Genomic DNA, 21,408 nt, shown 5'->3' with positions numbered 1-21,408 from the left:
ACGAACCTTACACCAATCCCGGAACCCATTCGTTTAGGACAGAATTAAGTCCGTCCTCAAAGATTGCCGTAGGAGTGCAGCCCCGACAGGAACATGTTCACGCCCAGGAAGGCGAACGTGGTGACCAGCAGGCCGACCAGTGCCCACCAGGCGGCCACGCGGCCGCGCAGGCCGGACATCAGGCGCATGTGCAGCCAGGCCGCATAGTTCAGCCACACGATCAGCGCCCAGGTCTCCTTCGGGTCCCACGACCAGTAGCCGCCCCACGCCTCGGCCGCCCACAGTGCGCCCAGGATCGTGGCGATCGTGAAGAAGGCGAAGCCGGCCGAGATCGACTTGTACATGACATCGTCCAGCAATTCCAGCGACGGCAGGCGGTCGACCAGGTAGCCGTGCGACTTCAGCAGGTAGGCCGTGGCGACCATGGCCGCCAGCGCGAACGTGCCATAGCCGATGAAGTTGGCCGGCACGTGGATCTTCATCCACCAGCTTTGCAGGGCCGGCACCAGCGGCTGGATCTCGTGCGCCTCGCGCGACACCGTGTACCACAGCAGGAAGCCGACGGCGGCCGAGATGATGAGCATCACGAACGGGCCCAGCTGGCGCGTCGCGTAGCGCGCCTCGTAGTACAGGTGGAACATCGCCGTGATCAGGCAGAACAGGATGAACACTTCGTACAGGTTCGAGATGGGGATATGACCCACGTCCGGCCCGATCAGGTAGGACTCGTACCAGCGCACCATCATCGCGACCCAGCCCAGCAGCACGCCGCCCCAGCACAGCCGCGCGCCGATCGCGCCGCCGGCCGCCGATTTCGACACCAGGCCGATCCAGTAGAACAGCGTGGACAGCGCGAAGAACACGCTCATCCACAGGATCGCCGACTGGCTCGACAGCATGTAGCGCAGCCAGAAGCGCTTGTCGGCCGATTCCAGGCTGCCGCCGTACATGCTCAAGGCGCCCAGCGACAGCACGGCGACCGCCAGCATCAACGGGCGCAGCGGCTTCCAGTGCCAGCCCAGCGCCGCGAAGGTGGGCACGGACAGCAGCAGGATCGCTTTCTCGTACACGTCCATGTAGGCGCCGTAGCGGTTCAGCGCGAACAGCGCGCCTGCCAGCAGCGCCAGCCCGTACAGCCAGTCGAAGGCCGACAGCCGGCGGAAGTAGCCCGGCGCGGCCGTGTAGGGTTGTTTGTAGGGTTGCTGTTGGCTGATATCCATGATTGTCTCTCCTGCTTGTTTCCCGCAGCTTACGCCGTTTGCGGCAGTTTTTCCTTCAGTTCGTCGAATTCCCGGTCGAAGTCGAGCGTGCGGCGCTGCGTGCTCATCGCCATCAGTGCATGCGTGGCGCCCTCCTCCGCCTTCACCCACACCCACAGCCGCCGCTCACGGATGTAGAACATGGCGAACACGCCCAGCACCAGCAGCAGGCAGCCGAGGTAGACGACCGACTTGCCCGGCGAACGGGTAATCTGAAATACCGAAGCCTTCACCTGCTCGAACTCGTCCAGTTGCAGGTACACAGGCGCGCCGTAGAAGAAGCTGTCGGACAGGGCATTCATGGCCAGTTGCAGCCAGCGGGCATGCGGTTCGTCCGGCACGATGGCGGCCATGCCGTCGCGCTCGCGCGCCACGTTCCACAGCTCCCACAGCGAGCCGTTGAGGATCTTCATGAAGATGTCGGCCGCCTTTTCCTGCTCGGCCTGCGGCACCTTTTCCAGGAAGCGGCTGACCGACATGTAGCCGCCCGCTTCCTTGTCGCCGGCGAAGATCTCCAGGCTCTTCAAGGCGGACAGGGCGAGCTGCGACTGCACGGTGTCGTTGCGGCCGCTGGCGGGCGACATGCGCGCGGCATAGGCGTTCGCGGCGCGCTCGCGCAGCGCCGGGTCGTGCAGGGCGGCGCGCAGGCGCATCCAGTCGCGCACGCTGTGCTCGTCGTCGGCCGGAATGCGCAGGTAGCTGAACTGGTCGGCCGGGCTGGCCCGCACGCCGGAGAGGAACATCGGCACGCCCTCCAGCGTGACCGGCTGCATGTAGTTCTGGAATTCGCGCGCCTGGCCCGTCTTGTCGCGGATCTTGTACTGCACGCTGGGGCCCACGTTCTTCAAGTCCTTGTTGTTGGCGTTCTTGGCGGCCGAACCCAGGTGCTTGTCCAGGCCCTGCGCGAAGGCGCTGGACAGTTTCTCGCCCTGCTTCACGGCCCGCACATCCTGGTTTGCCGTGTTTTCGACGTTGAACGGACGGAAGTCGGTCCATTCGATCGTGTTGGCATCGTCCAGCTTCGTGGCCGTGCCGACGGTACCGTCGAACGCCAGCTTGCCGTGTTGCGTGCCCTGCATGGGGAAGCCCGTGAGTTTGAGCTTGCTGCCGCCATCCTCGAAGCTGGCCTGGTAGACGGCCAGGCCCTTCCAGATGAAGGGCTTGTTCACTTCGATCGTGGCATCCTTCGTTTCGCCGGTGGCGTTGTCGCGCACCTGCACGTCGCTGGCGAACAGCTTGGGCATGCCGGTGCTGTAGAAATCGATATGGAATTTCTTCAGCTGGATCGTGAACGGCAGGTCCTGGATCAGCACCCCGTCGGGCCGCGACAGCACGGCGGTGCTGCTGGCCTGCCCTTCCGGGATCACGGTATTGCCGCGGAACGTGGGGTTCGACGTGCCGAGGCGGTGCCGCTCGGGAATGGCGGCGATCAGGCCGTCGCCGGTGAACGGCGTCTTGCCCAGTGCCCATTGCTGCACGCGGATCGGAATATCCGAATCGAGCAGGCCGCCCACGCAGATGATGACGATGGCGCTGTGCGCGAAAATGTAGCCGAACTTGTTGGCCGCGCCCCGCTTGGCCGCCACCAGCAGGCCATTCTCCTTTTGCACCACCTTGGCCTGGTAGCCGGCATGCACGAGGCGCTGCGCCAGCTGCCCGGCCAGCGCATCGGCCCCCAGCGGCGACTGCCACTCGGCCTTGTGGTGGAAGTTGCGCAGCGATTGCTCGCGCACGTTCTCGCGCCAGCTGCGCATGTCCTTCACCATCTTCGGCGCATTGCGCACGATGCACAGCGAGGTGGACACCACGAGGATGCCCATCATGACCAGGAACCACCAGGTGGAATAGACCGCATACAGGCCGAGCTTGTCGAACACATCGAACCAGAACGGTCCGAACTGGTTCACGTAGTTCGTCATCGGCTGGTTTTGCTGCATGACCGTGCCGATGATGGCGGAGATGGCGATCATCACCAGCAGGGCGATCGCGAATCGCATCGAGGACAGCAGTTCGAACGCTTCGTTCACCGCGGTGCGGCGGGTATTGAGACGGATGCCCGTCGTGGTCGTGCTCATGTGGTCGTGCTCATGCGGTGGTGCTCATGCTGTGGTGCTCACGCTGTGTGCTCATCAAAAAACGGCTTTTTGTATACAATTTCGACAGGCATGGTAACAAAAAAAATGGCGGCCCCGTCGAGGTGGCCGCCTTTTTTTTCGCTATCCATCCATGGAAACTGCGCGTCAAACCGCGCGTGCCCGCGGGCACGTGCTCATTTCAATCCCGCCACGTAATCGGCCACGGCCTTGATTTCGTCGTCGGACATGCGCTGCGCGATCGTCGTCATCTCGGCGCTGTTCTTGCGGCCATGCCCCTTGAAGGCGGCCAGTTGAGCGATCGTGTAATCCTGGTGCTGGCCGCCGATGCGCGGGTATTTCGACGGATTGCCGGCACCGGCCGGCCCATGGCAGCTGGCGCAGGCGGGCACGCTTTTCTCGGCCAGGCCCCCGCGGTAGATCTTCTTGCCCAATTCGATCGACTCGCGGTTCTTCGCGGCCCCGGGCGTTTGCGATTGCGCGGCGAGGTAGGCGGAGATGTTCCTCTTTTCCTCGGCCGTCAGCATTTTCGCGTAGGTGGTCATGATCGGCTGCGCGCGTTCCGGCCTCGTGAAATCCACCAGCTGCTTGTACAGGTAAGCTTCGGGCTGGCCGGCCAGCTTGGGATTGGCGACGATCGTGGAATTGCCCGCGGCGCCGTGGCAGGACAGGCAGGAAGGCAGGCCGCGCGAGGGGTCGCCGTCGGCATAGAGCGTGGCGCCCTTGGCCGGGTCCACCTTGGGGGCGGCCTGCGGCGTGGCGGCGCTGGCCGCGCCCGCGAGGGCCATCATCGCTAGGAACATCGTGCGTACCACTGGTGAAGACTTACGATTCATTCAGCCACCTTTCAGCTAACTTAGGGAAGCGAGTCGATAAAATGCCGCAATGTCCGAGGCTCCGGCCCGTGCGAATACGGGTCGTAACTCCTTATTGTACAATAGCTTTCCGGCATAACTGCCTGTTCTCGTAGCAATTCTTCATGTCCAAGCTCTGGCAAGCCCGTTTCTTCACGACCGTCAATCATCTGCGCGACCTGCCCCGTACCACGGTGCCGGAAATCGCCTTCGCCGGCCGTTCCAACGCGGGCAAATCGACCGCCATCAACATCCTGTGCAACCAGAAGGGGCTGGCGTTCGCCTCGAAGACGCCGGGCCGCACCCAGCATATCAATTTCTTCAGCGTGGGCGGGGCACACGTGGCGATGCATCGCCACGACCCCACCAACATGGATGAAGTGCGTTGCCTGATCGCCGACCTTCCCGGCTACGGCTATGCGGAAGTCTCCGGCGACGCCAAGCTGCACTGGCAGCGCCTCCTGGGCGACTACGTGCAGCGCCGCGAGCAGCTGGCCGCGCTGGTGCTGATGATGGATGCGCGCCGCCCGTTCACCGACCTGGACATCCAGATGCTCGAGTGGTTCGCCCCCACCGGCAAGCCGATCCACTGCATTTTGACCAAGGCCGACAAGCTGACCCGCAGCGAAGCCGTGAACACCCTGCGCCAGGCGCAGGCAAAGCTGGACAGCTATGTCGACGAAGAAGGCGAAGGTTTCCCGTTCACCGTGCAGCTGTTCTCCGCGTTGAAGCGCGTCGGCATCGACGAGGCGACCGCGAAGATCGAGGAGCTGGTCGGCCTGGACAGGGATCCCGAGCCAGACGGGGCGCCCGACACGGCGCCTGAAACCGATTAAGGAAACTTGATGCACAGCCCTCACTTCTCCGCCCAGTTCCCCGCGATGCGCATGCGCCGCATGCGCCGCGACCCGTTCTCCCGCGCGCTGATGCGCGAGAACGTGGTCACCGCGGCGGACCTGATCTACCCGGTCTTCATCCTCGATGGCACGAACGTGCGCGAGCCGGTGCTGTCCATGCCCGGCGTGGAGCGCGTGTCCGTCGACCTGCTGCTGAAGGTGGCCGAGGAATGCGTTACCCTGGGCATTCCCGTGCTGGCGCTGTTCCCCGTCATCGACGCCGCGCTGAAGACGCCCGACGGCGTGGAAGCCACGAATCCGGAAGGCCTGGTGCCGCGCGCCGTGCGCGAACTGAAGAAGAACTTCCCCGAACTGGGCATCCTCACCGACGTGGCGCTGGACCCGTACACGAGCCACGGCCAGGATGGCCTGATCGACGAGCAGGGCTATGTGATCAACGACATCACCACCGAGATGCTGGTGCGCCAGGCGCTGACGCAGGCCGACGCCGGCGTGGACGTGGTGGCCCCGTCGGACATGATGGACGGCCGCATCGGCGCGATCCGCCAGGCGCTGGAAGGCAGGAGCCACATCCACACGCGCATCATGGCTTACTCGGCCAAGTACGCGTCGGCATTCTACGGCCCGTTCCGCGACGCCGTCGGTTCGGCCAAGAACCTGGGCAAGGGCGACAAGAACCAATACCAGATGGACCCCGCCAACAGCGACGAGGCGCTGCGCGAAGTGGCCGGCGACCTGCAGGAAGGCGCCGACATGGTGATGGTGAAGCCCGGCATGCCCTACCTGGACATCGTGCGCCGCGTGAAGGACGAGTTCAAGGTGCCCACCTTCGCCTACCAGGTCAGCGGCGAATACGCGATGATCAAGGCGGCCGCGCAGAACGGCTGGCTCGATCACGACAAGGTGATGATGGAATCGATGCTGGCCTTCAAGCGGGCCGGCGCCGACGGCGTACTCACCTACTTCGCGCTCGATATCGCGCGCAAGCTGAAGGGGTCGTGAAACACGAAGCGGGCACTGCCCGCTTTTTTCATCCCCCCGCCTTCCCGTAGATCCGCCCATCCCCGCCAGACGTGTACAGCGCCCCCGCCGGCCGTTCGGGCGCCTCGTCGCGCTGCTGGCGCGGCACCTGCAACGGCGCCACGCGGTCGCCCAGCGCGGGCAACGCCTTCTGCACCGCCACGTCGAGCGTGGCGATCACGCCCACCTTCACGTCGCGCCGCGGCGTGGTGGCCGCATCCAGGATGGCATCTGCCACCTGGTGCGGGTCGAGCTTGGGTGAAGGCAACGTCGGTTCCCTATCCATGTAGTTGCGCGCGTGCTGCGGCAGCGGCGTATCGACCGAGGTGGGCTCGACCAGCGTGATCGACACCGGCGCGCCGTCGACCTGCTCGACTTCCACCCGCAGCGTATCCGTGAACCCCTTCACGGCATGCTTCGAAGCCGTGTACATGCCCTGCATGGGAATCGGCACTTCGGAGGCTTCGCTGCCCACGTTGATCAGCGCCCCGCCCTGCCGGCGCAGGTGCGGCAGCGCCGCCAGCGAACCGTTGACCATGCCCCAGAAATTGGTCTCGAACAGCCGGCGGCTGTCGGCCTCGCTCACTTCCTCGATGCGGCCATAGATCGTGCAGCCGGCATTGTTGACCCACGTGTCGATGCGGCCGAAGCGGGCGATCGCCGCGGCGGCCACCTGGTCGACCTGCCCCCGGTCGGCCACGTCGGCCGGCACGCACAGCACTTCGCGGCCGTCGGCGGCGATGGTCGATGCCACCGCTTCCAGCACGTCGTTGCCACGCGCCACGAGGACGATGCTGGCGCCGCGCGCGGCGGCATTCTTGGCGGTTGCCAGGCCGATGCCGCTGCTGGCGCCGGTGATGACGATGACTTGCCGGTCGAGCGGCTTCAGGACGATGGCCACGGGAGTTCCTTTCATGCGAACGATGCAGCCGCCAACTTAGCAGGAAAGGCGGCGACGCAACGCGCGCCTCGCGGCAACCCTGCTCATCCGGCCGCGCGGCACTCGCCGGCCGAGGCGCTGCCGGAAGCGCTGCCGGCAAGGCGCGGCGCGGGCGGAAAGCCGTGGCTGCGTGCCCGCCAGGCGACGAGCCATGCCGGCGCGAGCAGCGCCAGCAGCGCCCAGGGCAATGCGGCCGGGCCGGCTGCTTCGAGCAACAGACCGCCACCTGCCCCGGCAACGGCGATCGCCAGGTTCCAGATCGTCACGATCATCGACTGCGCCACATCGGCGGCGTCGCCGGCCGCCTGGGCGGACGCGGTCTGGAACAGCGTCGGTACGCCGCCGTAGGCGAGCCCCCAGGCCGCGACCGCGGCCCACACCACGGCGGGGACAGTGCCGAAGCAGGCAAGCACGAGGACGGATGCGCCGAACAGCACGGTGCTGCCCAGCACCAGCGCGCGTAGCCAGCGGTCGATCAGCATGCCCGTGAGCCAGATGCTGGCCAGCGAGGCAACACCGAACAGCAGCAGCACCGCATCGAGCCGCGCCGCCAGGCCGGCCGGCGCGATGAAGGGCGCGATGTACGTGTACAGCACGTTATGGGCGAGCACGTAGGCCAGTGTGACGAACAGCACGGCGCGCACGCCGGGCAGCAGCAATACTTCCTTCAAGGTCATGCCGCGCCCGCGCGGCTGGCCCGGGAAGTCGGGCACGGCGGCGGCAATCCACGCGATCGCGGCCAGCGCCAGCACGCTGACGATGCCGAAGGTGGCGCGCCAGCCGAGTTCAGTGCCGGCGAACGCGCCGGCGGGCAAGCCCGCCGACAGCGCCACCGGGATACCGGCCATGGCGACGGCGATCGCCCTGCCCTGCAGGCGCGGCGCGACCATCCTGGCCGCATAGCCGGCGGCCAGTGCCCACAGCAGCCCTGCCGCAACGCCGGCGATGAAACGCGCGGCCAGCGTCAACATATAACTCGTGGACAGCGCCGTGACGGTATTGGCGAGTGCGAAGCCGGTCATGGCGGCAAGCAGCAGGGGCCGGCGCCGCCAGGCCTGCGTAGCGGCCGTGAGCGGCACTGCGGTCAGCAGGGTGCCCAGCGCGTAGGCGGTGATCAGTTGCCCGATCATGGCGTCCGAGGCGGCCAGGCCGGCGCGCATCTGCGGCATCAGGCCGGCGGGCAGCGATTCGGTCACCACCGTGATGAAAGCCGCCATGGTCAGAGCCAGCAGGCGCCCCAGCGGCAGGCGGTCGGAGTGCAATGGGGATGTCATGGATTCTCCTTGTCGTCTGGTCGAGGAACCAGCATAGGCGAGTCCGGTTCGTGAGAGAATCGGGCCGCAGTTCCGGAGATATCGGACAAAGATGTCCGTAATGGGGAATCCATGGACAATATCGGCGCATTGAATGCCTTCGTGCAGGCCGCCGAGGCGCGCAGCTTCACCAAGGCGGGGCAGACCCTCGGGGTGTCATCGTCGGCCGTGGGCAAGGCGGTGGCGCGCCTGGAAGAAAGGCTGGCCGTGCGGCTGTTCCACCGTTCCACGCGCTCGATGACGCTGACGCCGGAAGGCGCCCTGTTCCTGGAACGCTGCCGCCGCATCTTCTGCGAGATCGAGGCGGCGGAGCTGGAACTGGCGCAGCTGCAGGGTGCGCCGCGCGGCAAGCTGCGTATCAGCATGCCGCACGCGGGCACGCTGATGCTGCCAGCGCTGACGGCATTCATGCGGCGCTGGCCGGACATCGAGCTCGATCTCGATTTCAGCGACCGCTTCGTCGACGTCATCGACGAAGGGTTCGATGGCGTGATCCGGGCCGGCAACGTGAGCGACTCGCGCCTGATGAGCCGCAAGCTGGGCGACTTCCACCTGAAGCTCGTCGCCGCGCCCGCCTACCTCGCGGCGCGCGGCACGCCCATCCGCCCCGCCGACCTGGCGAACCACGCCTGCCTGCTGCACCGTTACGCCACCAGCGGCAAGCTGGAACCGTGGCCGCTGCGCCGCCCCGTCGAGTTACCGACGACCGTGATCGCCAACAGCGTCGAACCGCTGATCGGCATGGCCGAACAGCGGTTCGGCATCGCCTGCCTGCCCGATTTCGCGATCCGTACCCAGCTGGCGGCGGGCACGCTGGTGACGGTGCTGGACAGGCACGTGCGCCATACCGGCATGTTCCGGCTGCTGTGGCCATCGTCGCGCCACCTGTCGCCCAAGCTGCGCGTGTTCATCGACTTCATGGCCGAACGCCTGTTCCAGCCGTGATCGCCAGGTCCGGCTCGCGCGCCAGCAGATCCGTGACCCATGCGGCGAACACGCGCAACTTCGGCGCGGCCATGCGCCCGCGCGGATACAGCAGCGATACCGGCATGGGCGCCGGCGGCGTGTCGGCCAGCAGCTCCACCAGTTCGCCCCGTTCGAGGTACCCGCGCACCTGGTAGCGGGCCGCCTGCGTGATGCCGAGGCCCTGCAGGGCGCAGGCCACGTTGGCGTCGGCATTGTTGATGGCGATGCGCCCCGGCACCTGCATCTTCACCACCTCGCCACCCGCCATGAAATCCCAGTCGAAGGGCCGGCCGGTGCGGCCCGAGAAATGCACGATGCCCTGGTGGCGGCGCAAGTCCTCGATCGTGGCGGGCGTGCCGTGGCGGTCGAGGTAGGCCGGCGCCGCGCAGGTAGCGAACCGCATGCTGCCCACCTGCCGCCCCACCAGCGCCGAGTCCTGCAATGCGCCCACCCGCAGCGCGCAATCGATCCCCTCCTGCGTCAGATCGACGAGGCGGTCGGAGAAGCTCAGCGTGAGCGCCAGCTCGGGCCACGCGTCGGTGAAGCTGGACAGTTGGGGCAATACCACGTGGCGGCCGACCGCATCGGGCAAGTCGGCCCGCAGGGTGCCGCGCGGCTTGCCGGCACCGCCCCGGAAGGGCTGCTCGGCCGCCTGGACCGCGGCGAGGATCTGCAGGCACTGGGCGTGGTACTCGGCACCGTCGGGCGTGAGCGCCAGCCGCCGCGTGGTGCGTTGCAGCAGCGTGGTGCCCAGGTACGCTTCGAGGTTCTTGATCGTGGTCGTCAGCGCCGCGCGCGGCAGGGCCAGCGTTTCGGCGGCCTTCGTGAAACTGTTCGCTTCGACGATGCGCACGAAGACCTGCATGGCGCGCAGTTTATCCATGGCCCTTCCATTGTTCACATGATGTGAAAAGTATAGGGCGATTATTGGTGGATTATCTTCTCCCTTTCGCTCCGTACACTTTCTCCATCCATCCTTGCCGGGAAGCGGCGCCACCAATGGCGGAGTACATACCGCCGGGCGGGCCGCACACTGGACCCGGTCCACGTAACTGGAGAACACCATGACATCGCATCAAGAACACATCGCCCCCTCGATGGTGGCATTGCTGGCGGCGGCCGCTGGGCTCATCGTCGCCAACCTGTACTACGCGCAAACGCTGGTGGGGCCGATCGCGACCGCCACCGGGTTGTCGGCCGACGCGGCCGGGCTCGTCGTCACGCTCACGCAGATCGGCTATACGCTGGGCCTGCTGTTCATCGTGCCGCTGGGCGACCTGCTGGAAAACCGGCGGCTGGTCGTGACGGCGCTGGCCGCCACGGCGGTCGCGCTGGTGGCCGCGGCCTTCGCGACCAGCGCGTGGGTCTTCCTGGCCGCCGCGCTGGCGATCGGCCTCGGCTCCGTGGCGGCACAGATCCTGGTGCCGTTCGCCGCCCACCTGTCCCATGAATCGAAGCGGGGGCATACGGTGGGCAAGGTCGTCAGCGGCCTGCTGCTGGGCATCATGCTGGCGCGGCCGGCAGCCAGCCTGGTGGCCGACCGCACGAGCTGGCACGTGGTGTTCGCCGGCGCGGCCGTGCTCATCGCCCTGCTCGCCCTCGTGCTGCGCGCGAAGCTGCCGCAGCGGGTGCCGCACTCGCGCACGACCTACCCGAAACTGATCGGCTCACTGTGGACCCTGTTCAAGACCACACCCGTGCTGCGCCGCCGCGCCGCGTATCATGCCGGCCTGTTCGGTTCGTTCAGCCTGTTCTGGACCGTGGTGCCGCTGGCGCTGGCCAGTCCCATGTTCGGCTTGTCGCAAACAGGCATCGCTGTCTTCGCATTGGTCGGCATGGCGGGCGCCGTGGCCTCGCCGGTCGCCGGCAAGCTGGCGGACGCGGGGCACAGCCTGGCCGCCACCGCGGCCGCGCTGGGCCTGGGCATCGCCGGCTTTGCCCTGCCACTGATTGCGCCGGGCTCGCGCGACGTGGCGCTGGCCATCCTGGGAATCGCATCGATCGTGCTGGACATGGGCGTGGCGGCCAACCTGGTGCTGGGCCAGCGTGCCATCTTCACCCTGGGCGCGGAAGTGCGCAGCCGCCTGAACGGGCTGTATTTCGCCGTCTTCTTCGCGGGCGGCGCTGCGGGTTCCGCGCTGGGCGGCTGGGTGTATGCCCGCCATGGCTGGCATGCCGCGCTGCTGGCCGGCATGGCGATGCCGGCCGCGGCCCTGCTGTACTGGGTCGGCGAGGCCTCGGAGCGGCAAGCCGCGGCGGTTTGACGGCACGTGCGGCAATCAAAGGCCGCGCCGCGCCCGGGGCCTTGCGCACGGGTGTTGCGGCCTTGTCACGGCGACAATTCATTACAGGTCAAGCGGCACGCGGCTGATATGCTGATCGGGGCCGTAGTTCTTTTTGCCGTATCCGAGGATCGAGGAGAAGACATGAAAGCTCTGCTGCGCACGCTTGCCTGCACCGTTTGCCTGCTGCTGTCGAACGCGGCATTGGGCGAGATCAGATTGCATTTCACCGGCGACCTGAGACCCATCGAAGGCCCGGAAAATTACACCTTCGACGTGCCACTGGCCGACTTCCCGTCGACGGACACGCCGCTCTACCTGAGCGAGCCGGAATGCACTGTCTGCTGGGCAGCGCTGCTGGTCCCGGATGCGCGGGCCTCCGGTTATTCGCCGTTCAACAACGCGATGATCCGCATCGAAAGGTGGGAGAACGGAGGCGCACTGATGCTCGGCTACTATTTCCCACCCGGCGCGCTCGGCAGCTTCGGCACCTACGAATCCGTGTCCGGGCCCTCCCTGCTGCCCGCCTTCCTGACTGTCAGCCCGATTCCGGAGCCGGCTGCGGCGCACATGCTGGGCGCGGGCGCGATTGCCCTGGCCGCCCTGCGTTGGCGTGGCAGGAGCGCGAAGCGGAAGACCCGTTGAGAAAGCGCTGTTGCCTGCAAGGCGGAGCCCGGCACTCGGGTGCCGGACGATTCCCCTTGCCGGCCACGTATGCTGGACCGGGCTCTACCCCGACCGCCATGCCCTCATCGCCGTCGGCGGATGACGGCCGTTGTGGTCCGCGTTGTCCTCCGTTGTGCAAGCACGACAGGAGCGGCTCCTGCACAGCTCACCCTACCGGAACCAGCGGGGGATTGCTATGCTGATCCGGTAGCGCATATGTTCCACGCTTATAAAGGAGGTGACATGAAAGCTCTGTTCCGCACCCTCGCGTGCGCGATATCCCTGTTGCTGGTCAATTCCGCGTATGCGACGATCCTGCACGTGCACTTCTACACGCCGTATCCGAACCCGTTCGACCCTGGCGCCGAGTCATTCACCATCGAGGCCACGTTCGATGTCAGGCCCGAGCGGATGCACACCATCCAGCTGGATCCGGCCTGCACGTGGGCCTGCGACGAGGTCTGGTTCAGCCCGGATGCCCGGTTCACCTCGGACGCGCTGGAGCCCTATACGATGGTCAAGACCCTCTTCTGGGATCCGGTCAGCGGAATCGGCATCGGGAGCCCGGCTTATTTCGAGTATGGAGCCCTGTGGACGATCGGCACGCATTACGATATTTTAGAGCCGGGATCGAGCCGGTTGCATTCCGTGCTGACGGTCAGCGCGGTCCCGGAACCGGCGGCCTGGCTCCTGCTTCTTGCCGGCGGCGCGGTCGTCGCCGTGGCGCATCGGCGAACCCGCGCGCGAGGCAATCCGCACCACGCCTGACCACGCTGGCCGTGCCGCGGCAGGCTACCGTGCGTTACCTGCCTGCCGGGCGAATATAGCGGGGGAACATTTCCTTGAGGAGGAAGGCGCGCAGTTCCGGCTCGTCTTCCTTGCGCGCACTCATCTTCACCACGCGGCCGAGCCGGTGGGATTCCCACTCGAAGTCGCCCGGCTTTTCCTTGCGGATCAGCTCGATCATCTTCGTCACGATCGCATTCTCGATATCGATCTCGTTGCCCAGCTCCACCTTCACCTGCGTGAGCCAGCGGCGCTTGAAGTTCGTGTTCCAGCCTCGGAACTTCAGGTCGGCGCTGTTGAAGGTCTGGTTCTGCACGTCGAAGATGCCGCCGGAATCCTCGCGCTCGCCGGCCGCGTTGCGGCCCTGGGCGCCCATGATGTTGGCCATGGCGCGCGCCTTGGCCTTCGCATCCTCGCTCGCGGCGCTGTCCGATGGCTGGCTTTCGACGGCGCCGCGCCGGCGGCGTGCCGCTTCGATCATCTGCGACATGTCGGTCACGTCAGGCGGCGGCGGCGTCAGGTCGGCCTTCACCGGTGGCGGTGGCGGCGTTTCCGCCCGGCGCGGGTCCGTGATCGCATCGTTGTTGGTGCGCTTGATGGGTGGCGCCGCTGGCGGTTTCGGGCGCGTCTGCGCGACTTTCGGTTCCCGTTGCGGCGTGGGCTTTTGCGGCGCCGGCTGCGGTTTCGGCGGGGTTGGCTTGGGTGCTACCGGCGCGACCCACACCATTTCGCCCGCTTTGGACGGGGGCGTGAGCTTGACGTAGGTTTGCGGGTTCCACAAGATCAACGCGATGACGAGCACGTGCAAGCCGATCGCGATAGCGAGGCCGATGCGGTTGGGCTTGTTGTCGTCGCCATACCGGAGCGGAAGTCCGCCGGCCGGAAGGACCTGGCCGCAGGTAGGGCAGATGTCGTCGTCGGGACCGTGGGTGTGGCTGGGCTGGAGCAAGATAAACCGTTTTCTGTGCACGAACCGGCGGCGCCGGACCAAGTCGGGCAAGCTTACGCGAGCTTGCAATTAACGGATGTTACCGTATGTATCCGTTCCATGGGCGACAGTTGGGGGCAGGAAAGCGCGATTTCAGCCAGCCCTAATGGATGCGCTGCATTGAACAAGTTGCTGCAAAGTTGCCTCAAAAATGGGGTCTGTCCCCATTTTTGAGGCAATGTTTCTTTATGACACCGCTTTCAGTTCGACTTTCGGCGGTTCCGGCGGCAACTCGGCCAGTTCGGCGTCGCTCATCGGGCCATTGCCGCTGTACTTGTCGAGGAACAGGTAGATCACCGGGGTGACGTACAGCGTGATCACCTGCGAGAAGATCAGCCCGCCGCACACCGCGAGGCCCAGCGGCTGGCGCAGTTCGGCGCCGGCGCCCAGGCCCAGGGCGATCGGCAGCGCGCCCATGAAGGCTGCCAGGGTCGTCATCATGATCGGACGGAAGCGCAGCAGGCACGCTTCGCGGATCGCCTCGGCCGGCGTCCTGCCCTCCTCGCGCTGCGCCTGCAACGCGAAGTCGATCATCATGATCGCGTTCTTCTTCACGATGCCGATCAGCATGAGGATGCCGATGATGGCGATCATCGTCAGGTCCATGTCGAACAGCCACAGGGTGAGCAGCGCGCCCACGGCGGCCGACGGCAGGCCGGCCAGGATCGTCAGCGGGTGGATGAAGCTTTCGTACAGCACGCCCAGCAACACATAGATGACGGCCAGCGCGGCCACGATCAGGATCACCTGGCTGCCCTGCGAGCTCTGGAACACCGCCGCGTCGCCGCCATAGTTCGTGATGATCGAGGGCGGCAGGCCGAATTCCTGGCCCATCGCGTCGATCTTCGCCGTGGCGCGGCCCAGCGGCACGCCCGGCGCCAGGTTGAACGCCACCGTCACCGCCTGCAGCTGGCCCTGGTGGTTGACGGCCGTGGGGCCGACCGTGCGCCGCACGGTGGCGAAGCTCGACAGCCTGATCAGCTGCCCCGCCGAATTGCGCACCGAGACCTTGGTCAGCGCATCCTCGTAGCGGCGGTCCTCGTCGGCCGCTTCCAGGATCACGTAGTAGCTGGCGGCGGACGAGTAGATCGTCGACACCTGCCGTTCGCCGAACGCCAGGTACAGCGCGGTGCGGATATCGCCGATCGCCACGCCCAGCGTATTGGCCTTGTCGCGGTCGATGTCCAGCGTGGCCTGCAATCCCTTGTTCTGCGAATCGCTCGTCACGTCGCGGAAGTCCGGATCGGCGCGCATGCGCTCCAGGTAGCGCTCGGCCCAGTCGTTCAGCGCGTCCGGGCTAACCGATTGCAGCGTGTACTGGTAGCGGCTCTTGCTCTGGCGGCCGCCCAGCTGCAGGTTCTGCACGGGCGACATGTAGACCGCAATGCCGGCCACGTCGCGCATCTTCTTGCGCAAGCCCTCCAGCACGTGCGGCATCGCCTGGCGCTCGCCACGCGGCACCAGCACCACGAACATGCGGCCGGTGTTGCCGCCGCCGGTGAACGACACCACGCTCTTCACCGCCGGATCGGCCTTGATGATGGCGGCCACGCGATCCTGCAGCGCCAGCATGGCCGTCGGCGAGATATCCTCGGAAGCTTCGGTGTTGACGCGGAACTGGCCGATATCCTCTTCCGGGAAGAAGCCCTTCGGCATCGAGGCATACATGACCACCGTGAGCGCGAAGGTGCCGATCGCCACGCCCAGCACGATGTACTTGTGCTTCATGGCCACGTCCAGCGTGCGGCCATAGCCCTTCAGCACGGCGTTGAAGCCGCGCTCGAAATGCCGGCCGACGAAGGTGTCGTCGCCCGACGTTTCATGCGAGTCGGCCGGCAGGAAGCGCGCCGCCATCATCGGCACCAGGGTCAGCGAGATCACGGCGGAAACCAGCACGGCCAGCGCCACGATCACGGCGAATTCGCGGAACATCAGGCCCATCACGCCGGGCATGAAGAAGATCGGGATGAACACGGCCACCAGCGAGATCGAGATCGACACGATCGTGAAGCCCATTTCGCGCGAGCCGATCAGGGCGGCCTGCAGCGGCTTCTTGCCGTGCTCGATATGCCGCACGATGTTTTCCAGCACCACGATCGCGTCGTCGACCACCAGGCCCACGGCCAGCGTAATGCCCAGCAGCGAGATGTTGTCCAGGCTATAGCCCAGCGCGTACAGCAGGGATAGCGCTCCCAACAGCGAAATCGGCATCGTGACGGCCGGGATCAGCGTGGCCACGGCGCGGCGCAGGAACAGGAAGATCACCAGCACCACCAACACGATCGTCAGCGCGAGGGTGAGGTTGACGTCGTGGATCGCTTCGCGGATCGACACCGAGCGGTCGTTGACGAGGCTGATGTTGATCGATTCCGGCAATTGCGCGCGGAAGCGCGGCAGCAGCGCCTTCACGCCGTCGACCACCTGCACGGTGTTCGCGTCCGGCTGGCGCTGCACCAGCAGCACGATCGAGCGTTCGCCGTTGTAGCTGCCGAACGACTTGGTGGACTGGAAGCTGTCCTCGACCGTGGCCACGTCCTTCAGGCGCACGGGCTCGCCGTTGCGGGTGGCGATGATCAGGTCGCGGTAGTCGGCCGCCTTCATCAGCTGGGCATTGCCCTGGATCGTCAACGTCTGGTCGGGGCCGTCCAGCACGCCCAGCGGCGTGTTGGCATTGGAACTGCGGATGGCCGCCTGCACGTCGGCCAGCGTGAGGTCACGCGCGTTCAGCAGGTCCGACTTGGCGCGCACCCGCACGGCAAAGCGCTTCTGGCCGTTGACAGTCACTTGCGCCACGCCGGGCAAGGTGGACAGGCTGGGCGCGATCAGGTTTTCCGCGTAATCGTTCAGCTCGGAGAGCGACAGCGACGGCGAATTCATCGCCATGAACAGCACGGGGGCATCGGCCGGGTTGATCTTGCGGTACGACGGCAGGTCCGTCATTTCCTGCGGCAGTTGCCGCTGCGCGCGCAGCAGCGCTGCCTGCACGTCGACGGCGGCTTCGTTGACGTCGATGCTCGAATCGAATTCCAGCGTGAGCGAGGTATTGCCCTGCGTGCTCGTCGACGTGATCATCGTCAGGCCGGCGATCGTGGAGAACTGCTTTTCCAGCGGCAGCGCCACGGACGAGGCCATCGTGTCCGGGCTGGCGCCAGCCAGGTCGGCCGACACATTGATGACGGGGGTGTTATAGCTGGGCAGCGCGGCGACCGGGATGTGCAGGTAGGCCAGCACGCCGGCCAGGATCAGCGACAGCGACAGCAGCACCACCATCACGGGGCGCCGGATCGAGAGCTCGGAGAGGTTCATTCCATACCCTTCGGGCTACCCTGCTCGGCCAACCGGGCGTCGGGGTGCCGTCCCTCGGCCACCCGCACCTTGCCGCCGGGGCGCAGGTTCTGCTTGCCTTCGACAATCACGCGTTCATTGCCGGCGAGGCCGCGCACGGCGGCATCCGGCCCGAATGCGTGCACGCGCTCCACATTCGCCACCCTGGCCGTACTGTCCGGCCCGACCGTGTAGACGAAGGTGCCGCGCGAGTTGGTGATGATGGCGTTCTGCGGCACCACCAGTGCATCGCGCAGCGTCTCCACCGTGACTTCCGTGTTCACGTACTGGCCCGGCCATAGCCGCGTGTCCCGGTTGGAAAACTGGGCCTTCACCCGGATCACCCCGGCCTGCGGATCGACGGTGTTGTCGATGAAGGACAGCTGGCCTTCGATCGGTGTCGTCGAGCCCCGGTGGAATACCTGCACGGGCACCTTGCCGGCGCGCTGGGCGTCGAGCAGCGCGGCCAGATTCGTTTCCGGCACGGTGAACGCGACATTGATCGGGTCGAGCTGGGTGATCGTCGTGAGCGACGTGGACAGTTGCACGAGGCTGCCCGGATAGACATTGATGCCGCCCACGCGGCCCGCCATCGGCGCGCGGATCGTCGTGTAGCTCTGGCCGACCTCGATCGCGCGGGCTGCGGCGATGTTGGCCTCCAGCTCGGCGCGCGCGGCGTCGACCTGGCTCTTCAGGGTGTCGACGGCGCCCTGCGCGATGAATTTCTGGCTCAACAGTTCCACGCTGCGCTTGTACTGGCGCTCCAGGTCCGCCAGCGTGGCGCGGTCGCGCGCCACCTCGGCCTGGGCCTTTTGCAGGTTCGCCGATTCGCTGCGGCTGTCCAGCGAGAACATCAGCTGGCCTTCCTTGACGAAATCGCCTTCCTTCACGTGCACCTTGACGATGGTGCTGGTGGTCTGCGGGTGCAGGTCCACCGTGCTGATCGGACTCACGGTGCCGTTCGCCTGGAGGCGGATGGGCACGTCCTGCCGCTTCGGCGCGACGACATTGACGGTGGTCGGGCCCCTGCCCTCGCCAGGTCCCTTGCCCTGGCCGGCGGCCGCATGCTGCTCCGGCTCCGGCGCGCGCGAGAAATGCCAGGCCCCGGCACCTGCGGCGATGGCTGCAGCAACCAGTACTCCCAAAGTGGATTTTTTCATTTTTTTAAGTGGTTGATGTTGGCTACGAATATTTCCTGGAGGAATCGGCCGGGCATTGTCTCACCAAACTGCTACGGGCTTGTTACCTTGCGGTTACTTTCCAACATAGAACTCGGGTAGCGTCAACACGGCTTCCAGCCCGCCGGCGTCGCCGTTGGCGAGGCTCAGCGTGGCGCCGTGTTGCTCGGCGATGTTGCGGGCGATCGTCAAGCCCAGGCCCGTGCCGCCGGATTCGCGCGAGCGCGATGTCTCCACCCGGTAGAACGGCTCGAACACGCGCGCCAGCTGGTCTTGCGGAATGCCGGGGCCTTCGTCGCGGATGCGGATGCGCGCCGCCCCGGCCAGCCGTTCCACCGTCACGTGGGCCTTGTGGCCATACTTCACGGCGTTGTCGATCAGGTTGACGAGGCAGCGCCGCACGTCCAGCGGGCGGCCCAGCAGGGCCATGCCGGACTTGCCTTTCAGTTCGACCGGCTGGCCCGCGTCGAGCGCGTCGGCACACACGCTGTCGAGCAGCGAATCGAGGTCCAGCTTCTGCATCGTGCCGGTGGTGTCCATGCTGCGCGCCAGGTCCAGCCCCTCGCGGATCATCTGCTGCATGGCGGACAGGTCGCCGATCAGCTTTTGCTGCAGGTCGGCGTCGCTCACCTTTTCGAGTCGCAGGCGCAGCCGGGTGAGCGGCGTCTGCAAGTCGTGCGTGATGGCGGCCAGCATCTCGGTGCGCTGCGCGATGTGCTGGCGGATGCGCCCCTGCATGGCGTTGAACGCGGCGCTGGCCTGCCGGATTTCGGACGCGCCGGCCAGTTCGAGCGGCGGCTTGTTGATGTCGTTACCGAGATCCTTGGCGGCCTGGGCCAGCTGCTTCAGCGGGCGCACCGTCATGCGCGTGACCAGGTAGGCCAGCACGGCAATGCACAGCAGGAAAGGCACGAAGACGGCGTATTCGTTGTGGCCGGTAGGGATCGAGCCACGCGGCGGCAGGACCGACAGCTTCAGCACTTGCCCATCGGTCATCACGACCTTGACCGATTCGCACGTGCCGCGCCATTGCCCCGGGCCGAACAGCGTCATCGTGCTCGTGCGCCGTTCGCACTGCGGCGGCCGTTCGGCCATCGCGATCACTTGGAAGTCGCGCGGCAGCCGCTGCGCCAGCGCCGCCGAGAATTCGGTGGGCGGATGCATCGTGAGATCGCTGTCACCGGCGATCTCGAGACGCATGCTGCTCTTGCTGGACACGGCCAGGTACTGCGCGCGCGATTCCGGGCGCACCACGTCAGTCGTTTCGATAATCTGCTCGGCGCGCTCGAGCGCATGGAAATTGCGATAACGTTCCAGCGTGCGCTGGCGTTCGTTGACGGCCAGCCATTGCGTGAGCGCGGCCGATGCGACGATACCGACCATGAGCGCGAGGAAAACGCGCCCGGTCATCGAGTTGATGAAGTTTTTCAGCGTAGCCACGCGCTCACTTGCTTCTTATGCACGGGGTTCGACCGACACGCTGCCGGCCAGCACGTAGCCGCCGTTGCGCACCGTCTTGATAATTTGCGGCACTCGCGCATCTTCGCCCAGCTTCTGCCGCAGCCGGCTGATCTGGATGTCGATCGAACGGTCGAACGGGTCGGCGTCGCGGCCCTGCGTCAGGTTCAGCAACTGGTCGCGGTTCAGCACCCGGTTCGGATGCTCGAGGAAGACTTTCAGCAGCCGGAACTCGGCGCCGGACAGCATGATCACCACGCCGTCGGGATTGAGCAGGTGGCGGGCGGTCAGGTCCAGTGTCCAGTTCGAGAAGCGGATCTGCGACGCCTTGTCGATGCCGCCGGACGGCATGGAATTGCTGCGCCGGAGCACGCTGCGGATGCGGGCCAGCAGCTCGCGCGGTTCGAAGGGCTTGGGCAGGTAATCGTCCGCGCCCATCTCGAGACCGAGGATACGGTCCAGCGGTTCGCTGCGCGCGGTCAGCATGATGACGGGCAGGTTCGAATGCGCCCGCAGCTTGCGGCACAGCGTGAGGCCGTCTTCGCCCGGCATGTTCAGGTCGAGCACGATCAGGTCGGGCTTCGTCTCGTCCAGCTGTTTCCACATGGCGACGCCATCGGCCGCGCCGTAGGTGCGGTAACCGTTGGACTCCAGGTAATCGGCCAGCAAGGTGCGGATATCGCGGTCGTCGTCGACGATCAGAATGCTAGGTATCGGTTCCATCCTCCAATTATCGCCAGATCGGCAGAGGAAGACCAACGGCGGTTTGTATCGTCTTGTATATGCGCGGCACATTTCGCGGGGACACAAACGGATACAAATTGCCGCGTTCGGGAAACGCTCTGGAAACACGGCATTGCGAAACTGTTTTCCGTGCAGTGCTGCAAGCACAACCGAACTTACTCAAGTAAAGGAATCACCATGAATATCCTGCGTAAAAGCATTATCGTTGGCGTCACGCTGCTTGGCATCGGCTCCGCCGCGATGGCGGCACCGGCCGTGGAAACGCCGCGGAACCATGCGTATGCCGAAACGAAATTCGATCCCGCGAAACGTGCGGAGCGGATCGCGCAGCGGCAGCAAAAACTGCATGATGCGCTGGCATTGACACCGAATCAGGAAGCGTCCTGGAAAACCTATATTGCCGCGATCACGCCGCAGCAACCGGTCGGGCGGGTGGATCGCGCGGCATTCAGGGATTTGCCGGCGCCACAGCGTGCGGAAAAAAGGCTGGAGTCCGCCAAAGCGCGCGTCGCGCAGCAGGAAAGCCGCCTGGCGGCATTGAAGACCTTTTATGCGGTCTTGACGCCGGAACAGCAGAAGGTATTCGACCAGCATGGGGCAACTGGCAAGCGAGGCGGCGACGGCAGGCATCATTCACACCGTCGCGGCTGATTGCCTAAGGAGACCGCGGCAGGCCGCTG

Annotated in this window: 18 protein-coding genes; 7 read left to right on the top strand and 11 right to left on the bottom strand. The window is 66.0% G+C overall.

Going from position 1 to position 21,408, the window contains the following annotated elements; translation table 11 throughout:
* Nucleotides 1-56: 56 nt before the first annotated feature.
* The 3 genes from ccsB to V6Z91_RS10150 all read right to left on the bottom strand — a co-directional run bounded on the left by ccsB (nucleotide 57) and on the right by V6Z91_RS10150 (nucleotide 4,188).
* Nucleotides 57-1,220, bottom strand: a complete 1,164-nt coding sequence (gene ccsB, locus V6Z91_RS10160) for a c-type cytochrome biogenesis protein CcsB (RefSeq protein WP_338769962.1) — start codon at nucleotides 1,218-1,220, stop codon at nucleotides 57-59.
* Between the two features lie 29 nt (nucleotides 1,221-1,249).
* A complete protein-coding gene (locus V6Z91_RS10155; protein ID WP_338769960.1) occupies nucleotides 1,250-3,334 on the bottom strand; it encodes a cytochrome c biogenesis protein ResB in 2,085 nt (694 codons plus the stop codon).
* 194 nt (nucleotides 3,335-3,528) lie between these two features.
* Nucleotides 3,529-4,188, bottom strand: coding sequence for a c-type cytochrome (locus V6Z91_RS10150; RefSeq protein ID WP_338769958.1), 660 nt, complete (start codon nucleotides 4,186-4,188; stop codon nucleotides 3,529-3,531).
* Nucleotides 4,189-4,331: 143 nt separating this feature from the next.
* On the opposite strand from V6Z91_RS10150, the gene yihA reads away from it, so the two are divergent.
* Together yihA and hemB are read left to right on the top strand one after the other, a co-directional pair.
* The gene (yihA, locus tag V6Z91_RS10145) at nucleotides 4,332-5,042 is read left to right on the top strand and encodes a ribosome biogenesis GTP-binding protein YihA/YsxC (protein ID WP_338769955.1); all 711 of its coding nucleotides are present in this window, start codon (nucleotides 4,332-4,334) and stop codon (nucleotides 5,040-5,042) included.
* 9 nt (nucleotides 5,043-5,051) lie between these two features.
* Nucleotides 5,052-6,065, top strand: a complete 1,014-nt coding sequence (hemB, locus tag V6Z91_RS10140; protein WP_338769952.1) for a porphobilinogen synthase — start codon at nucleotides 5,052-5,054, stop codon at nucleotides 6,063-6,065.
* A gap of 28 nt (nucleotides 6,066-6,093) precedes the next feature.
* On the opposite strand, the gene V6Z91_RS10135 is transcribed toward hemB, so the two are convergent.
* Together V6Z91_RS10135 and V6Z91_RS10130 are read right to left on the bottom strand one after the other, a co-directional pair.
* Nucleotides 6,094-6,999, bottom strand: a complete 906-nt coding sequence (locus V6Z91_RS10135; RefSeq protein ID WP_338769949.1) for an SDR family oxidoreductase — start codon at nucleotides 6,997-6,999, stop codon at nucleotides 6,094-6,096.
* Nucleotides 7,000-7,067: 68 nt separating this feature from the next.
* The gene (locus V6Z91_RS10130; protein ID WP_338769946.1) at nucleotides 7,068-8,297 is read right to left on the bottom strand and encodes an MFS transporter; all 1,230 of its coding nucleotides are present in this window, start codon (nucleotides 8,295-8,297) and stop codon (nucleotides 7,068-7,070) included.
* Between the two features lie 111 nt (nucleotides 8,298-8,408).
* Here V6Z91_RS10130 and V6Z91_RS10125 point away from each other — a divergent pair, with 111 nt between their 5' ends.
* Nucleotides 8,409-9,281 carry a LysR family transcriptional regulator gene (locus V6Z91_RS10125; RefSeq protein WP_338769943.1) on the top strand — a complete coding sequence of 291 codons (873 nt, stop codon included), beginning with the start codon at nucleotides 8,409-8,411 and terminating at the stop codon, nucleotides 9,279-9,281.
* Here the strand turns inward: V6Z91_RS10125 and V6Z91_RS10120 are convergent.
* Nucleotides 9,253-10,185: a LysR family transcriptional regulator gene (locus tag V6Z91_RS10120; RefSeq protein ID WP_338769939.1), complete on the bottom strand. Its 933-nt coding sequence runs from the start codon at nucleotides 10,183-10,185 to the stop codon at nucleotides 9,253-9,255. The genes V6Z91_RS10125 and V6Z91_RS10120 overlap by 29 nt on opposite strands.
* Nucleotides 10,186-10,366: 181 nt before the next feature.
* On the opposite strand from V6Z91_RS10120, the gene V6Z91_RS10115 reads away from it, so the two are divergent.
* The 3 genes from V6Z91_RS10115 (at nucleotide 10,367) to V6Z91_RS10105 (ending at nucleotide 13,018) form a co-directional block, all read left to right on the top strand.
* Nucleotides 10,367-11,566: an MFS transporter gene (locus V6Z91_RS10115; protein ID WP_338769936.1), complete on the top strand. Its 1,200-nt coding sequence runs from the start codon at nucleotides 10,367-10,369 to the stop codon at nucleotides 11,564-11,566.
* Between the two features lie 162 nt (nucleotides 11,567-11,728).
* The gene (locus V6Z91_RS10110; RefSeq protein WP_338769933.1) at nucleotides 11,729-12,229 is read left to right on the top strand and encodes a hypothetical protein; all 501 of its coding nucleotides are present in this window, start codon (nucleotides 11,729-11,731) and stop codon (nucleotides 12,227-12,229) included.
* 264 nt (nucleotides 12,230-12,493) lie between these two features.
* On the top strand, nucleotides 12,494-13,018 hold the full coding sequence (locus V6Z91_RS10105) for a PEP-CTERM sorting domain-containing protein (protein WP_338769931.1): 525 nt from the start codon (nucleotides 12,494-12,496) through the stop codon (nucleotides 13,016-13,018).
* A gap of 34 nt (nucleotides 13,019-13,052) precedes the next feature.
* Here V6Z91_RS10105 and V6Z91_RS10100 read toward each other — a convergent pair whose 3' ends face one another.
* The 5 genes from V6Z91_RS10100 to V6Z91_RS10080 form a co-directional block, all read right to left on the bottom strand.
* The gene (locus V6Z91_RS10100) at nucleotides 13,053-13,985 is read right to left on the bottom strand and encodes a hypothetical protein (protein ID WP_338769929.1); all 933 of its coding nucleotides are present in this window, start codon (nucleotides 13,983-13,985) and stop codon (nucleotides 13,053-13,055) included.
* A 225-nt stretch (nucleotides 13,986-14,210) separates the two neighbouring features.
* Nucleotides 14,211-17,330 carry an efflux RND transporter permease subunit gene (locus tag V6Z91_RS10095; RefSeq protein ID WP_338769927.1) on the bottom strand — a complete coding sequence of 1,040 codons (3,120 nt, stop codon included), beginning with the start codon at nucleotides 17,328-17,330 and terminating at the stop codon, nucleotides 14,211-14,213.
* Nucleotides 17,327-18,508, bottom strand: a complete 1,182-nt coding sequence (locus V6Z91_RS10090; RefSeq protein ID WP_338769925.1) for an efflux RND transporter periplasmic adaptor subunit — start codon at nucleotides 18,506-18,508, stop codon at nucleotides 17,327-17,329. Before V6Z91_RS10090 ends, V6Z91_RS10095 begins: the two co-directional genes overlap by 4 nt.
* Before the next feature lie 93 nt (nucleotides 18,509-18,601).
* Complete coding sequence (locus tag V6Z91_RS10085) at nucleotides 18,602-19,957, bottom strand: ATP-binding protein (protein ID WP_338771787.1); 1,356 nt, start codon at nucleotides 19,955-19,957, stop codon at nucleotides 18,602-18,604.
* 24 nt (nucleotides 19,958-19,981) lie between these two features.
* Nucleotides 19,982-20,707 (bottom strand): response regulator, encoded by a 726-nt coding sequence (locus V6Z91_RS10080; RefSeq protein ID WP_338769923.1) that lies wholly within the window; start codon nucleotides 20,705-20,707, stop codon nucleotides 19,982-19,984.
* A gap of 198 nt (nucleotides 20,708-20,905) precedes the next feature.
* Between V6Z91_RS10080 and V6Z91_RS10075 the strand changes: the two genes are divergently transcribed.
* The gene (locus V6Z91_RS10075; protein WP_338769921.1) at nucleotides 20,906-21,379 is read left to right on the top strand and encodes a Spy/CpxP family protein refolding chaperone; all 474 of its coding nucleotides are present in this window, start codon (nucleotides 20,906-20,908) and stop codon (nucleotides 21,377-21,379) included.
* Nucleotides 21,380-21,408: the final 29 nt, after the last annotated feature.

This window comes from Massilia sp. METH4 (assembly GCF_037094685.1).
Classification (GTDB): domain Bacteria; phylum Pseudomonadota; class Gammaproteobacteria; order Burkholderiales; family Burkholderiaceae_D; genus Rugamonas.
Note: the sequence above shows the minus strand (reverse complement) of the source record. Positions and strands in the feature narration are given on the sequence as shown.

What these genes read in the sequence shown, in the direction of transcription:
- ccsB (WP_338769962.1), bottom strand. Translation starts at nt 1,220, where the DNA reads ATGGATATCAGCCAACAGCAACCCTACAAACAACCCTACACGGCCGCG.
- V6Z91_RS10155 (WP_338769960.1), bottom strand. Translation starts at nt 3,334, where the DNA reads ATGAGCACGACCACGACGGGCATCCGTCTCAATACCCGCCGCACCGCG.
- V6Z91_RS10150 (WP_338769958.1), bottom strand. Translation starts at nt 4,188, where the DNA reads ATGAATCGTAAGTCTTCACCAGTGGTACGCACGATGTTCCTAGCGATG.
- yihA (WP_338769955.1), top strand. Translation starts at nt 4,332, where the DNA reads ATGTCCAAGCTCTGGCAAGCCCGTTTCTTCACGACCGTCAATCATCTG.
- hemB (WP_338769952.1), top strand. Translation starts at nt 5,052, where the DNA reads ATGCACAGCCCTCACTTCTCCGCCCAGTTCCCCGCGATGCGCATGCGC.
- V6Z91_RS10135 (WP_338769949.1), bottom strand. Translation starts at nt 6,999, where the DNA reads ATGAAAGGAACTCCCGTGGCCATCGTCCTGAAGCCGCTCGACCGGCAA.
- V6Z91_RS10130 (WP_338769946.1), bottom strand. Translation starts at nt 8,297, where the DNA reads ATGACATCCCCATTGCACTCCGACCGCCTGCCGCTGGGGCGCCTGCTG.
- V6Z91_RS10125 (WP_338769943.1), top strand. Translation starts at nt 8,409, where the DNA reads ATGGACAATATCGGCGCATTGAATGCCTTCGTGCAGGCCGCCGAGGCG.
- V6Z91_RS10120 (WP_338769939.1), bottom strand. Translation starts at nt 10,185, where the DNA reads ATGGATAAACTGCGCGCCATGCAGGTCTTCGTGCGCATCGTCGAAGCG.
- V6Z91_RS10115 (WP_338769936.1), top strand. Translation starts at nt 10,367, where the DNA reads ATGACATCGCATCAAGAACACATCGCCCCCTCGATGGTGGCATTGCTG.
- V6Z91_RS10110 (WP_338769933.1), top strand. Translation starts at nt 11,729, where the DNA reads ATGAAAGCTCTGCTGCGCACGCTTGCCTGCACCGTTTGCCTGCTGCTG.
- V6Z91_RS10105 (WP_338769931.1), top strand. Translation starts at nt 12,494, where the DNA reads ATGAAAGCTCTGTTCCGCACCCTCGCGTGCGCGATATCCCTGTTGCTG.
- V6Z91_RS10095 (WP_338769927.1), bottom strand. Translation starts at nt 17,330, where the DNA reads ATGAACCTCTCCGAGCTCTCGATCCGGCGCCCCGTGATGGTGGTGCTG.
- V6Z91_RS10090 (WP_338769925.1), bottom strand. Translation starts at nt 18,508, where the DNA reads ATGAAAAAATCCACTTTGGGAGTACTGGTTGCTGCAGCCATCGCCGCA.
- V6Z91_RS10080 (WP_338769923.1), bottom strand. Translation starts at nt 20,707, where the DNA reads ATGGAACCGATACCTAGCATTCTGATCGTCGACGACGACCGCGATATC.
- V6Z91_RS10075 (WP_338769921.1), top strand. Translation starts at nt 20,906, where the DNA reads ATGAATATCCTGCGTAAAAGCATTATCGTTGGCGTCACGCTGCTTGGC.